At 47.7% G+C, this 13,624-nt stretch carries 15 protein-coding genes and 1 pseudogene; 7 read left to right on the top strand and 9 right to left on the bottom strand.

Going from position 1 to position 13,624, the window contains the following annotated elements; genetic code table 11:
* The 4 genes and pseudogenes from HQ29_RS10615 to HQ29_RS10610 all read right to left on the bottom strand — a co-directional run.
* A partial coding sequence (locus HQ29_RS10615; protein ID WP_262501433.1) for an InlB B-repeat-containing protein occupies window positions 1–258 on the bottom strand: 258 nt, incomplete at its 3' end.
* Window positions 250–1,299: pseudogene (locus tag HQ29_RS09770) on the bottom strand (InlB B-repeat-containing protein); the annotation flags it as partial. The pseudogene HQ29_RS09770 and the gene HQ29_RS10615, both read right to left, overlap by 9 nt.
* Window positions 1,247–1,687, bottom strand: coding sequence for an InlB B-repeat-containing protein (locus HQ29_RS10565; RefSeq protein ID WP_262501432.1), 441 nt, complete (start codon window positions 1,685–1,687; stop codon window positions 1,247–1,249). The pseudogene HQ29_RS09770 and the gene HQ29_RS10565, both read right to left, overlap by 53 nt.
* 715 nt (window positions 1,688–2,402) lie before the next feature.
* Window positions 2,403–2,534: a hypothetical protein gene (locus tag HQ29_RS10610; RefSeq protein ID WP_262501431.1), complete on the bottom strand. Its 132-nt coding sequence runs from the start codon at window positions 2,532–2,534 to the stop codon at window positions 2,403–2,405.
* Window positions 2,535–2,709: 175 nt separating this feature from the next.
* Here HQ29_RS10610 and HQ29_RS09760 point away from each other — a divergent pair, with 175 nt between their 5' ends.
* Window positions 2,710–3,030 (top strand): hypothetical protein, encoded by a 321-nt coding sequence (locus HQ29_RS09760; RefSeq protein WP_036869562.1) that lies wholly within the window; start codon window positions 2,710–2,712, stop codon window positions 3,028–3,030.
* Window positions 3,031–3,069: 39 nt separating this feature from the next.
* On the opposite strand, the gene pdxB is transcribed toward HQ29_RS09760, so the two are convergent.
* The 4 genes from pdxB to HQ29_RS09740 are packed head-to-tail and all read right to left on the bottom strand — an operon-like array spanning window position 3,070 to window position 6,934.
* Window positions 3,070–4,200: a 4-phosphoerythronate dehydrogenase PdxB gene (gene pdxB, locus HQ29_RS09755; RefSeq protein WP_036869590.1), complete on the bottom strand. Its 1,131-nt coding sequence runs from the start codon at window positions 4,198–4,200 to the stop codon at window positions 3,070–3,072.
* 23 nt (window positions 4,201–4,223) lie between these two features.
* Window positions 4,224–4,646: a SufE family protein gene (locus HQ29_RS09750; protein WP_036869559.1), complete on the bottom strand. Its 423-nt coding sequence runs from the start codon at window positions 4,644–4,646 to the stop codon at window positions 4,224–4,226.
* A 12-nt stretch (window positions 4,647–4,658) separates the two neighbouring features.
* Complete coding sequence (locus HQ29_RS09745; RefSeq protein ID WP_036869557.1) at window positions 4,659–5,690, bottom strand: M28 family peptidase; 1,032 nt, start codon at window positions 5,688–5,690, stop codon at window positions 4,659–4,661.
* A 5-nt stretch (window positions 5,691–5,695) separates the two neighbouring features.
* Window positions 5,696–6,934 carry a M16 family metallopeptidase gene (locus HQ29_RS09740; protein WP_036869555.1) on the bottom strand — a complete coding sequence of 413 codons (1,239 nt, stop codon included), beginning with the start codon at window positions 6,932–6,934 and terminating at the stop codon, window positions 5,696–5,698.
* Window positions 6,935–7,089: 155 nt separating this feature from the next.
* On the opposite strand from HQ29_RS09740, the gene HQ29_RS09735 reads away from it, so the two are divergent.
* The 6 genes from HQ29_RS09735 to HQ29_RS09715 all read left to right on the top strand — a co-directional run bounded on the left by HQ29_RS09735 (window position 7,090) and on the right by HQ29_RS09715 (window position 12,404).
* Complete coding sequence (locus HQ29_RS09735; RefSeq protein ID WP_036790944.1) at window positions 7,090–7,452, top strand: PadR family transcriptional regulator; 363 nt, start codon at window positions 7,090–7,092, stop codon at window positions 7,450–7,452.
* A gap of 6 nt (window positions 7,453–7,458) precedes the next feature.
* Window positions 7,459–8,523, top strand: a complete 1,065-nt coding sequence (locus HQ29_RS09730; protein ID WP_036790941.1) for a PspC domain-containing protein — start codon at window positions 7,459–7,461, stop codon at window positions 8,521–8,523.
* A 143-nt stretch (window positions 8,524–8,666) separates the two neighbouring features.
* Complete coding sequence (locus HQ29_RS09725; protein WP_052090072.1) at window positions 8,667–9,833, top strand: glycosyltransferase family 4 protein; 1,167 nt, start codon at window positions 8,667–8,669, stop codon at window positions 9,831–9,833.
* A 678-nt stretch (window positions 9,834–10,511) separates the two neighbouring features.
* On the top strand, window positions 10,512–10,997 hold the full coding sequence (locus HQ29_RS09720; protein ID WP_036869546.1) for a YceD family protein: 486 nt from the start codon (window positions 10,512–10,514) through the stop codon (window positions 10,995–10,997).
* Window positions 10,998–11,057: 60 nt separating this feature from the next.
* Entirely contained in the window at window positions 11,058–11,243 is a 186-nt protein-coding gene (gene rpmF / locus HQ29_RS10240) for a 50S ribosomal protein L32 (RefSeq protein WP_081964552.1), read from the top strand.
* Between the two features lie 144 nt (window positions 11,244–11,387).
* On the top strand, window positions 11,388–12,404 hold the full coding sequence (locus tag HQ29_RS09715; protein WP_036790935.1) for a beta-ketoacyl-ACP synthase III: 1,017 nt from the start codon (window positions 11,388–11,390) through the stop codon (window positions 12,402–12,404).
* Window positions 12,405–12,483: 79 nt separating this feature from the next.
* On the opposite strand, the gene HQ29_RS09710 is transcribed toward HQ29_RS09715, so the two are convergent.
* The gene (locus tag HQ29_RS09710) at window positions 12,484–13,614 is read right to left on the bottom strand and encodes a hypothetical protein (RefSeq protein ID WP_036790932.1); all 1,131 of its coding nucleotides are present in this window, start codon (window positions 13,612–13,614) and stop codon (window positions 12,484–12,486) included.
* Between the last annotated feature and the right edge of the window lie 10 nt (window positions 13,615–13,624).

Here is a 13,624-nt window from a genome sequence, read left to right as displayed (position 1 = left end):
CTTGGGCGGTATCTTTTCGAAATGCGCTACGAGAGTGCGATTATTGGTAATCGGGAATGAGTAAGAGGCAGAAGTGGAAACTTCCGTGCCGGACTCTGTCCATCTTATAAACTTCCAACCTTCTTTTGGAGTGGCAACAACGGTAACTTGTGTATTCTCTTCAAACTTCCCTGCACCCGAAACCGTACCGCCGTTGGTCGGATTGGCTGAAAGAGTTACGGTGTATTGCTTGGGCGGTATCTTCTCGAAATGCGCCACGAGAGTGCGATTCTTCGTAATCGGGAATGAGTAAGAGGCAGAAGTGGAAACTTCGGTACCGGATTCTGTCCATCTTATAAACCTCCAACCTTCTTTTGGAGTAGCTACAACGGTTACTTCTGTATTCTCTTCAAACTTCCCTGCACCCGATACCGTACCGCCGTCGTTTGGTTGAGCCGAAAGGGTTACGGTGTATTGCTTGGGCGGTATNCCCGATACCGTACCGCCGTCGTTTGGTTGAGCCGAAAGGGTTACGGTGTATTGCTTGGGCGGTATCTTCTCGAAATGTGCTACGAGAGTGCGATTCTTCGTAATCGGGAATGCGTAAGAGGCAGAAGTGGAAACTTCGGTACCGGATTCTGTCCATCTTATAAATCGCCAACCCTCTTTTGGAGTAGCTACAACGGTTACCTCTGTATTCTCTTCAAATCTGCCTTCTCCCGATACCGTACCGCCGTCGGTCGGATTAGCCGAAAGGGTTACGGTGTATTGCTTGGGCGGTATCTTCTCGAACTGTGCTACGAGAGTACGATTCTTCGTAATCGGGAATGAGTAAGAGGCAGAAGTGGAAACTTCCGTGCCGGACTCTGTCCATCTTACAAATCGCCAACCTTCCTTCGGAGTGGCAACAACGGTTACTTGCGTATTCTCTTCAAACTTCCCTGCTCCCGATACCGTACCGCCTTCGTTTGGTTGAGCCGAAAGGGTTACGGTGCATTGCTTGGGCGGTATCTTCTCGAAGTGCGCTACGAAAGTGCGATTCTTCGTAATCGGGAATGAGTAAGAGGAAGAAGTGGAAACTTCCGTGCCGGACTCTGTCCATCTTATAAACTTCCAACCTTCCTTGGGAGTGGCAACAACGGTTACTTGCGTATTCTCTTCAAATTTACCTTCTCCCGATACCGTACCGCCTTCGCTCGGATTGGCTGAAAGGGTTACGGTGTATTGCTTGGGCGGTATCTTCTCGAACTGCGCTACGAGAGTGCGATTATTCGTAATCGGGAACGAGTAAGAGGAAGAAGTGGAAACTTCCATGCCGGATTCTGTCCATCTTACAAATCGCCAACCCTCTTTTGGAGTAGCTACAACGGTTACNCGAGTAAGAGGAAGAAGTGGAAACTTCCATGCCGGATTCTGTCCATCTTACAAATCGCCAACCCTCTTTTGGAGTAGCTACAACGGTTACCTGTGTGTTCTCTTCAAACTTCCCTGCACCCGATACCGTACCGCCGTCAGTCGGATTAGCTGAAAGGGTTACGGTGTACTTTGGTGTAACGGGCTTTCTTTTATCCTTGATCTGCACAATATATTCGGATTCATTGTAATCTTGCCCATTGGATGTACCATCATAGAAATCTCCTTTAAAAGAGAATTCTTGAATATTGGGAAATCTTTCTTTTGTTTTCTCCAATATCTCACTCAAGCTCATAGAGCTTTGAGTAAAGTTTTGGTGTAGCAATTGAAAATTATTTTCCCCTAGGCGGCTTGCTAACCACCCTATACTAGGGAACTTTCCTGCAGGAACACTAAGAAGGGAATTCTCATTTTCCTGCGTAACTTCTATTATCTCAGGTGCATCGCTACCGTTATATTGAAGGACACCGAAGTAGTTTACATGTGCGTAAACCTTTTTTCGTATATTTTCTTTTATGAAAAAGAAATGTACGGTTCCAGCTTGGGAAACTTTTATTTTGTTTCCCTCTATAATTCCACCAGAGTTGATTTCTGCCTGGTGGTTTTCCGGAAGCTGAACGTAAAATTCGACTCCGTTTTTAACCTTAATTCTGGAACGTTCGTTATTTCCTACTGGATTAAGATGCAGTTCTTCCACAGGGACAACTTGCCCCTGTTGCAATACTGTAACGGTCTTGAGATATTCCTTTGCCATTGCAGGCAGAGCGAACAACATTCCCATAAGAAACAGGAAAAATGGTCTTAGATTTATTTTTTGCTTCACGGATTTTTCTTTTTTGTGGATTGTTTATTATTAAAGAGAAGCTCTGCTCTCTATTGCGTTATTATTCTATTAAAAGTCGAACCGTTTTTTGCGACTCTGCTATGTCCTACGTTTTTGCTTAAAAGGGGGCACTCCCTGCGCTTTTCGGCTCCGATCAAGCTTTGTCTCTATCTCACTCTCGATGCTTTTAAGGAGTGAATCTGTACGGATTGGGATTTAGTATCAACTCTTTACGGAGATGCCCATCCGCAACCGAGAGATAACCAAAAGAGATTATTTCTCCGACAGTGGCTGCCCATGAACCTCTCTGCGAAAGCATTTTGAGGTTATGATGACCTGCCACCACCACACCACAAAATTATATAAAGATTTTGATTTTTTAGAGAAACGGGAAAAGAAAAAAGAGAAAGATTGGATTTCCGAAGGGTGAGACGTTACGCTCTTTTCGCCGGCAAACGAGAGTCCGAGGTGGGATAAAAAGATGAAGAGCACTCATGGAGCCTGCCGATAAGATGTTTATGAATAGCTGTGGAACGGAGTATGCGAGCCTCGGCAGGCTTTGCAATGTTCTCACAAACCTCATCCCGGAGTTTATCGCATACTGCCTTCTTCCCAAAAAGATGGGAACAGATGTCGAAATCGTAGGGGAAGCAAATGTGGCTGTACAGGTTTATATCTTACTCTTATTCTGTTCAAAACTTTTCTTGTCCGTTTATAACTTTTCAAATCAAAGCACGGTTGGCGGAGGTCGTGCCTTGCATCTACAAAATCGGGGCTTGATTGCAGTCAACCAAGCCCCGATTTCTGTTTCTTAATATGGATAGAGGAGAAAGTAAATGCGTTCAGCAGAACTTTCAAACAGGTTCGGAAAGAGTCTTAAAGCCTATCGAAGCCAACCTTTCTTTCAAATCTGCCGACATCTCTCTGCTTACAACGGTGTAGGCATGCGGTTCGCGAGGATAGAAATACGCTTTGCGCTGCTGCTCGAACGGCATCCGCCTCTCCTTCATCCGCCTGTCTATCTCGGTGAGATCAAGTGTGCGGAGGAGAGCATGCAGTATCGCATCCGGGTCGGAGGCGTCTAACGTGATGGTTTCGTCTGCCGGAGGGGGAGGCGTCATCTGCTTTATCAGATGCGCTCCATCGAGTCCGAAGAAGTCGCATCCGTTCTTCACGCAGGCGACGGCACCGTTGCACTTTCCGTCCGCGCTGAATCCGGCGACATGGGGAGTGGCGATAAGGGCTTCTACCAACAGGCGGTCGGAGATATTCGGCTCGTTTTCCCAGCAGTCTATTATCACGTTGGAGATCTGCCCCGTGCGGATTCCCTCCAGCAGTGCTTCCGTCTCGGTTACCGCTCCACGACAGGCATTGATGATGATGGGCTTTCTCTTAAGAGGCGGCAGGGCAGAAGAGTCGAAGAGGTGATAAGTGGCATATCTTCCCGCTTTGGTCAGTGGCGTATGAAAAGAGATAATATCCGCTTCGCCATATATCTGTGCAATCTCCACAAAATCCGCACCGCCCTCTTTTTCTGCCCGTGGGGGGTCATTGAGAAGAACCTTCATACCCAATGCTTCGGCGTACTTCGCCATGAGAGAGCCCACGTGTCCCACTCCGATGATACCGATAGTCTTTCCCCGGAGGCTGTATCCGGAGTGGAGCGCATAGAGTGCCAGAGCGGAAGATAGAAAGTGTGCCACGGCGTTGGCATTACAGCCGGGGGAGTTGCGCCAAGCTATGCCGTTGGCATCGCAGTAGGCTGTATCGATGTGGTCGAAGCCGATTGTCGCCGTCGTGATGAGCTTCACGCTGCTGCCTTCAAGGAGTGCGGCGGTGCACTTCGTAATGCTCCGGATGATGAGCCAATCTTTATCCCTTACCGTTTCGGGCGTAAACTCCGAAGAGGGGAGATAGGTAACCTCCCCAAGATGCTCCAATACTCCACGAAGGTAAGGCACGGAGCTTTCTGCCAAAATCTTTATGCGTCCGGACATGACAGGAGTCTCTATTTTGCGGCTTCGGCTATGGCGTGGAGCCTCATCTGCTTGAGCATGGCAGAGAGACCGTTGCTCCGTGTGGGAGAGAGGTGTTGGTAGAGTCCGATACGATCGACAAAGTAGAGATCTGCCTTGGCAATATCTTCCGCTTTCTCCCCGTCCAACACTTTGAGCAGCATGGATACAATGCCTTTGACTATCACGGCATCGCTTGAGGCGTGATAGTGAATAGTGCCGTCGGGCATCGTTTCGGGAGCGATCCATACCCTGCTCTGGCACCCCTCTATAAGGTATTGCGGTATCTTAAAGCTCTCGTCCATGGGAGGGAGATCATTCCCCATCTCTATGATAAGAGCGTATTTATCCATCCAGTCGTCCAAAAGTGAAAATTCTTCTATAAGCTCGTCTTGCTTCTGATTGATAGTACTCATATATGATGTATGCTATTTGCCGTTTTCTTTATCCCGAAGCACTTCCCACACCACATTGCCTACGGCTTGGAGCGTATTGCGGTCGATGACCTCCATATTATCGTTGTGGGTGTGCCAGTAGTGTCCGAATCCTTTTTCGGTATCGGGGTCGTAATTGATGATGTCCACGCACGGAATACCCAGCCCAAGCATTACGAAGACATGGTCATCCATGATGGGACCTCCCATTTTGTTTATAAAATAGTTGCCGTAGCCTAAAGAGGCGGCTTTGGACCAGATCATGGAGGTGAGTCGTCCGGCATTCTCCTGCGAGTAGAACTCTCTGTGAAACTTTGCGTTCTTGGATCCGACCATGTCGAGCAGGATACCAAACTCGGCACTGTACCCTTTCTTGTGGGGGTTGGAAGACCAATATTGAGATCCCAAAGCCCAGCTGCTGCTCTCTCCGGTCTCCATAACGCCATCCGGTACACCATAGTCTTCGGCATCCATGAATATGATGTCTATGCCGTAGTTGGCAAATCCGTTCTCCGAGATATTGCGTGCCAGCTCCAGCAAGACCCCTACTCCGCTTGCTCCGTCATCGGCTCCGTCTATCGGGAGATGGCGTTTGCCCGAGTCTTTGTCATGGTCTGCAATGGGGCGTGTATCCCAGTGAGCGAAGAGCAGGATGCGTTTGGCTCTTTCGGGCATATACTCCGCGATGATGTTTTGTGCTTTAAGCAGCGTGCCGTCGTAGGCTTTGAGGTCTGCGCGCTGCCTTGTCACGGCAAATCCGTAACGCTCAAGGGTCTCCACGAGATAGTCTGCGCAGCGTGCGTGTCCCGCACTGTTAGGCACTCTCGGTCCGAATGAGACCTGACGTTCGATGTGCATATAGGCGCTGTCTGCACGGAAAGGAGTTTCCACAGCCATGGGAGTCTGGGAGGCGGAAGCCTCTGTGTTGTCTTCCTGTCGGGAATTGTTGCTCTTGCTGTCGCAGGAGGCGCATATCCCCAAAGAGCATACCGCCATGGAAAACAAGAGTGTAAGCAATCTGTTCATCTTATCTATTCTGTCTGTTCGGAGCCGTTGTAGACCAACGCCAACCGGTTATTCTTATGAAACATCCGCTGTGCCGCCGCTTGAATCTGCTCGGCAGTGATGGCGCGGATCTTGTCTATAATCACCTCCAAAGGTTCAAACTCTTTGTCGTAGAGCGACAACTTCCCGAGAGACAGAAAGGTCTGCTCTGTCTGCTCTGCACTTATGGAGAGCTGTCCGGCTGTCTGTTTAAGAGCCGCTTGAAGCCTTGCCGGAGAGAGCTTATTCTGCATCAACTCGTCCAAAATCCGGTGTACCAGATTCAATGCACGCTTGCGATAGCCGGGATCGCAACCGAAATAGATCTGCCAATAGCCTGCATCGCTAAGCCCGGTAAGGGATGCCTCCACGTTGTAGACCCATCCGCGCTTCTCCCGAAGAGCCACATTCAGACGGCTGTTCATGCCCGGACCGCCAAGGATGTTCATCAGGACAGAGGCAGACTGCCTCTCTTTGTCGTACATATCCGGTCCCATTCCGCCAAGAACCACATGACTCTGATAAGAACCGCGCTCCACCTCGTGCAGAGAAGAGGTAAGGAGCTTTTGAGGAGCCTGCGAAGAGATCTCGGAAAGGGATGCAAAAGGATCGAAATGACGCTCTCCCAGCTCTATGATACGCTTCAGGTTGGTGGGTCCCATACAGAAAAAGAGCATTCTGTCGGGGGTAAAGTTGTCCCGGACATAGCGGACACAATCCTCTCTTGTCATCTTCAGAAGCGACTCTTTAGTGCCAAGAATCCTTCTGCCTAACGGATGACCGGGAAAAAGAAGCGCCTCAAAGTCGTCGAAGATCTGCTCTCCGGGCGTGTCTTTATAGACGTTGATCTCGTCCATCACCACGGTTCGCTCCCTCTCCAGTTCGTGTACGGGGAATGTGGAACGAAAGCATATATCGCCGATCAACTCCATTGAACGTCCGATCTCACCCTTAGGCGCAATGGTGTATATAAATGTATCCTCTTTCGTGGTAAAGGCATTGAGCTCTCCGCCAATGGCTTCCATCCTGTTGAGTATATGCCATGCCTTTCGCCCGGTAGTGCCCTTAAACAGCATGTGTTCAACGAAGTGAGCGATGCCTTCTATACCTTCCGTCTCGTGCCGTGTACCGGATCGGATGCCCATACCGGCGTATGTCACGGCTCCTTTGGTGGGAAGAAAAACCACTCTGATACCGTTACTGAGTGTGTAGTGCTCTATTTTCATCGTGGGAAGTTACAAATTCTTTTTCATACGTACCGTTGCAGAGGTGTATCCGAAGCTGTTCGGGGAATTTATTTTAAGGAATAAAGGTAGTTTGTATTGCACAATACCAAATTTGTATTATCTTTGCAGTGAAATACCAAGAACAGACAAAAGATATGCTAGCAGTAGAAAATGTAAAGTCGCAAATGAGAAAAGGGATACTGGAGTACTGTATCCTGCTCATCGTAAGCCAGAAAGAGGCTTACAGCAACGACATTATAACCCAGCTGAAAGCTACGGAGCTGATAGTGGTGGAAGGTACTCTCTATCCGCTTCTGACGAGATTAAAAAACGATGGATTGCTATCCTACGTTTGGATTGAGAGCACTCAGGGTCCCCCTCGAAAATATTACAGACTCACCCCAAAAGGGCAGGAGTTTCTGAACGAACTGCATCCTGCATGGGAAGAGATACGTAAAGCGGTAGACGGCCTTGCGGCTAAAAGCATAGAACTTAATAACCCTCCTATTTCTGAGTAACAGACGATGAAAAAGACCGAAACAGTAAGCATTGCCAAGCGTTCGTTTCAGATAGAGAACGATGCGTATAACCTGCTGGATAGCTACATCCGTAACCTTGAGGCTCACTTCGCCAAAAGTGATCCTTCGGGGGAGATAGTGGCAGACATAGAAGAACACATTGCCGAGCTTTTTGAGGAACACACCCGCCAAGGAGTGTATGTGCTCACCATGGAGGATATTAAAAGCGTCATAGAGAGAGTGGGTAGCGTGGATGAGATCATCCATAGCGATCCGGAGAGTGAAGCGCAACAGGAGAAGAAGCCGGGCAGTGAAACACCTCCTCTCCCCCCTTTACCTCCGAAGTCTCGTCCTCGTCAGCGGAGAAAGACCTACTATCGCCATCCGACCAACAGGTGGTTCGGCGGTGTGCTTGGCGGACTCGGTTCGTACTTTAAGATAGATCCGCTCTTCCTTCGCCTTATTACCCTCCTGCTGTTGCTCACTCCGATGAGTTACTACATCATAGTGCTGTACGTTGCCGTATGGTTCTACATCAACGAAGCGAAGAGCATCGCCGAACTTCTTGAGATGGAAGGAGAAGAGGTTACAGCCAATACCATCTGGCAGAAAGTATCTTCATCCGCAAGCTCATCCGGCTTGGGAGAAGAGAGAAGCGGCTCCTCGCCGATTCCCGGAAGCTTCAATCGTCTGAAAGAGGAGGCAGACAGAATACTCCCGGTAGAGAACAAGCAGAAGCGCACCATCCTTATCACGGCAATGGTAGCCGTCGGAGCCATCCTGCTGATAGCTCTTCCGTTCCTTCTGTACAAGACACACATGTTTGGCAGCTACTTCTATATGGGCAACACATTCAATCACCTTGTAGATAACGTGCTACCGACATTTGCCGGAACATTCGGAGTGTTCATCCTTATACCGATCATCCTCCTCATCCTGCTTGTAATGGTGTTCTTCTTTGCACTTTCGGTGGTACCCACGGGGCTTATTCTGCGCACCGAAAAGTGGAATATATACACCAAAACCATACTGATAGTGCTATGGTTCATATTCTTAAGCTGGGTTTTCTAAAACACTAAACATAAACTTCTTCAGAGAAGAGGTTAGAAGTCGGGCTCTGTTTGGATTAGAGATTTGTAGAGTTCCGATTTCTAACCTCTTTGTTTTTCCGAACGTAATAGTTTTCTTACCTTTGCTTCAAACGAGATCATCCCATGAGTAAAGAGAATTCCGCCATAGTGGTAGGCTTCGATGCCAAGCGCATCGTAAAGAATCAGACCGGTTTAGGTAATTATAGCAGATACATCGTAGAAACTCTTGCGAGATATGCTCCGGAGGTTACGCAACTCCTTTCGACTGCCGAAGTGGGCAAGAAGGAGCTGTACGAGAGTCTGCTTGCCTACTCGCAAGTGAAGCTGGTACTGCCTCCAAGCAGCATCTTCAACAGAATGCCCTACTTCCAAGCCTATTGGAGAAACAAAGGGGCACTGCCTCAACTTCGAGGCAAAGGCATGACCATCTACCATGGTCTGTCCAATGAGCTGCCATCGGACATTACCACGCTGGATGTCCCGTCCGTGGTTACGATGCACGACTTGATATACGAGCGGTTCCCACAGTTCTACTCCCCCGTTGATGTAAAGCTGTACAGACACAAGTACGAACGCTCTTGCCGGGAAGCCACACACATCATCGCCGTAAGCGAATGCACCAAAAGAGATCTCATCGAAATCTATAAAATCCCCGAAAATAAGATAAGCGTCATCTATCAGGGATGCGCCGGAATCTTCAGGAAAAGGCTGACACCGTTTCAGATAGACAAGGTTACCGGTGAGTATCTTCTGCCTTCGGAATACATCCTGACCGTAGGCACGGTGGAAGAGAGAAAGAATGCGGGGCTCATCGTGGAGGCTCTCAGCAAGATGAAAAACAGCATCATCCCGCTGGTCATCGTAGGCAGAGAGACCAAGTATGCCTATAAAGTGAAACAGATAGCCCACCGTCTCGGTGTGGAACATCGCCTGATATTCCTCGAAGGAGTGCCCTCTCAGGATCTGCCTGCCATGTATCAAGGGGCTTCTCTGTTTGTCTATCCCTCCCTCTATGAAGGCTTCGGTATTCCGGTATTGGAGGCTCTTTGCAGCCGGATACCGGTGATAGCCGCCACCGGCAGCTGTCTGGAAGAGGCAGGAGGACCGCATTCACTCTACTGCAACCCCAAGGATGCCGATGATCTTGCACAGCTTATGGACAGGGCTTTGGAGGATGAAGAGCTGAGAAAAAAGATGATTGCGGAAGGAGAAGAGTGGAGCAAAAAATTCCTGCCGGAGCATACGGCGGTTCAGCTGACCGAACTCTACCGAACGCTCCAACAACAATAGAATAAAAAAGTGCCTTTTTTCAGACCTCTGAGAAAGGGCATTTTTATATATTCCATACCGAAAAATGCTCACTTTTTTCGGTCTCTCTATTTTGGTCGGAGGGGTCGTTTCCGGAGCACGACCGAACTGTTAAATTCACCCCGATTTATTAACACAATTTCCGACACCTATTTACCTTTGTCGGCTTAACGTGTTTAATTTTTCAATGAACACGTTTACCGATTTCATTAAACACGTTTACCGGATTCGATTAACGTGTTTAGCCAGAATCATTAAAACGCTAATAATCAACCGACTACGCATTTTTACCCTAAAATGCGCCTGAAAAGGTGAATTTCTTTATTAGGAAACGTTTACAGAAGAGAGCGTTAAAATTTACACCTATTAACGCGAAAAGTGCCCATCAAACGGACTGAGAAAAAATTTTTTCCGAGAATGCGCTGGTTTTGTATCCTTTTGATTATTAGGAATTTCAGGGCATACTTAGACATTCGGAGGCCAAAATCGGGGCAGAAAGGCCCTCCAAGCGAAGGAGAAGAGAGAGTCCGATTTTTATATAAAAGCTCCCTGGCAAAAAAGGTGTTCGGACAGGCTCTTCCGGACAAATCTGAACGGACACATTGCCAAACAACGAAAAAGTTGTACCTTTGCAGAGATTTATACACCTCAAGGCACAGGATGAACGCATATACCATCTCTTTTAAGAGCATCAAACAAGACGAAGAGACCTTTGAGTTTCCCCTGGATTCGGGCTTTTGGAAGAGGCAGGAGAGTGATGAAATCCTGGATGGAGATGTCATGGCAATAGTTCACGTTGCTCACGGAGCGGGCGGAACGTTTGAGTTGGAGCTTGATTTTCAAGGCACAGTGTCTGTGGCTTGTCATCGCTGTACCGCTCCACTCACTGTGGATGTAGATTCTGTGTCTGAGCTTGTGGTAAAGTACGGAGACGAATATTTGGATAACGGCGATGACCTTATCATTATTCCGGAAAGAGAAGGTACGCTTGATCTCTCGGAGATCATGTACGAACTTGTTCTCTGTTCTCTGCCTTTTACCTGTAAGCACCCTATTGATGAGTGCAATCCGGAGATGCTAAAGTATCTCGCCGGCTCTGAAGAAGCGGAGGAGGATGCCGATGAGTGGGAGGTTGATGAAGAGTGATACTCCGGACGGAGTGTCTTTAGGCTTTTGGAACTAATGAACAAATAAAAATAATAGACTATGGCACATCCTAAACGAAGACAGTCGAAGGCTAGAACAGCCAAGCGTAGATCTCATGATCACGCAGTAGTACCTACAATTGCTAAGTGTCCAAACTGTGGCGCATGGCATAGATATCACACCATCTGCGGTGAATGTGGATACTACAGAGGTCGTATCGCTATCGAAAAAGGCGAAAACCTATAACCCTCTTTAGAGGTAGGCAATGGGAGACATTCTGAGACATAAATAGAAGTCGACCGCCAAAGCACTAAGCTATCTGTTCTTTTTCTCGAAAAGATTGAGTAGCTTAGTGCTTTCTTTTTACACTATGTACCAAACACTAATAACATGAACAGAATTCACGCAGCCATTACTGCAGTAGGCGGATATGTTCCCGACAAAATAGTTACCAACGATGATATCGCCCAAATGGTGGATACATCGGACGAGTGGATCATGACTCGTGTCGGTATCAAAGAAAGACGTAAACTGGAAGATCCTCAGCTCGGATCTTCATACTTGGCAATTCAGGCCGTAAAAGATATGCTCGAAAGACACAGCATAGACCCTAAAGAGATAGAGGCTATCGTGCTTTCGACCAACTCCCCGGACTATCCGATACCCAATACATCCAGCCGTGTGGCTCTGGAAACAGGCTGTACCAACGCATTCGCATTCGATATATGCGCGGCATGCCCCGGCTTCCTCTATGGTCTTGAAATCGCATCGGGCTTTATCATGAGCGGTCGATACAAGAAAGTACTTGTGGTATGTACGGAAAAGATGTCTGCCATCATAGACCCGCAAGACCGTGCCACCGCTCCTCTATTCGGGGATGGAGCAGGCTGTGCTCTGATAGAACCTTGCGCTCCGGAGTATGGACTGCAAGACTCTATCATACGTACAGACGGGACAGGACTTCCTCACCTTACAATCAAGGCAGGCGGATCTATCCAGCGTCCTACGACAGACACCGTGGAAAACAGAGAGCACTATGTGTTCCAAGACGGACAGACCGTGTTCAAAGCCGCTGTATCTTCCATGGGAGATACCACTCTGGAGCTTATGGAACGCAACAACCTCTCTGCCGATGACATTAAATGGGTGGTTCCTCATCAGGCTAATATGCGCATCATAGACGCTGTGGCAAGAAGAATGGGCTTCTCTAAAGAGCAGCTTGAAGAGAAAGTGATGATCAACATTCACAAGTTCGGCAACACAAGCTCCGCTACTATTCCGATCTGCTTATGGGAATGGGAAAAAGATCTTAAAAAGGGAGACAAACTGGTTCTTACAGCTTTCGGTGCAGGATTTACCTGGGGCTCTTCCTACATCGTCTGGGCATACGACTACGACAAGAAGTAACGGTTCATCCTTCCAAGACATAAAAAAAAGAAGAGATACTCGGTTGGAGTATCTCTTCTTTTTTTTATTGTATTCGAGACTACAGCTCTTTAATGTACGCCCTTCTTGTCTTGTGATGTACACGCTCGAAGTAGTTCCACTGCATCTGAACAGCCTGATTGCTTTCCAGTTCAGGGTTACTTTCACAATATTCCACCCCAAGCCTTTGGAAAATAGGGATAAGATCTCGGAAGATGAGAGCATTGATCCCTTTGTTTTGATACTCCGGCAAGATTCCGATGAGGTAAAGATCGACCACTTTTGGGCGTGATTTCAAAGCCTTCAGCAGGTGTAAAATACCCATAGGATAGAGCTTCCCTTTGGCTTTCTGCATGGCACGACTAAGATTCGGAAGAGAGATGGCAAAACCTATAACCTTATCGTCCGGTTCCTGAGTAATAACCGTAACCAACTCTATCCGCAACATCGGGAGATATGTTTTGACATAGAACTCTATCTGTTCCGTAGAAAGCTCGGAAAATCCGTACAGATGCGCGTAGGCTTTATTGAGAGTATAGAAGATACTCTTTATGTATGGCATAATCTCCTTTACGGATGAGAACTTCCGCACTTTCAGATTATATTTTTGCTGTACAAGATCTGCTATACGCAAATGCTTTTCGGGAATCTCTTTGGGGACGTATATCTTATACTCTTTCCAGTCTTGATCTTTCTGGTATCCCAATGCCTCTATCTGCTTGGGATAGTAGGGATAGTTGTAGATAGTTGCAATGGTTCCAAGCTGATCGAAACCGTGAACAAGAAGCCCTTGATGATCCAAATCTGAAAAGCCCATAGGGCCGTGGATGATCTCCATTCCCTGTTTACGACTCCACGCTTCTACGGCATGAAACAGAGCGGAAGAGACTTCCGGATCATCAATGAAATCAACCCAGCCAAAACGTGCATAGGACTGGTTCCAAACCTCATTGGATTTATAATTGATGATACCGGCTATACGCCCCGCAACTTCTCCGTCTTTGTAGGCAAGAAAATAGATCACATCGCAAAACTGAAATGCCGGGTTCTTCTTGCTGTCGAGCGTAACCAATTCTTCCGACTCGATCTGGGGGACAAAGTATGGATTGCCTTTGTAGAGCTTTCTGGGAAAAGCCACAAAGGCTTTCATATCCTCCCTTGTCCGGGCTTCTCTTATCTCTATTTTGCTCATGAATGTTCCG

Origin of the sequence: Porphyromonas canoris (assembly GCF_000765975.1) — a bacterium.
GTDB classification, from domain to species: domain Bacteria; phylum Bacteroidota; class Bacteroidia; order Bacteroidales; family Porphyromonadaceae; genus Porphyromonas_A; species Porphyromonas_A canoris.
The sequence above is the reverse complement of the archived record's forward strand: the minus strand, read 5'-3'. Positions and strand labels throughout refer to the sequence as shown.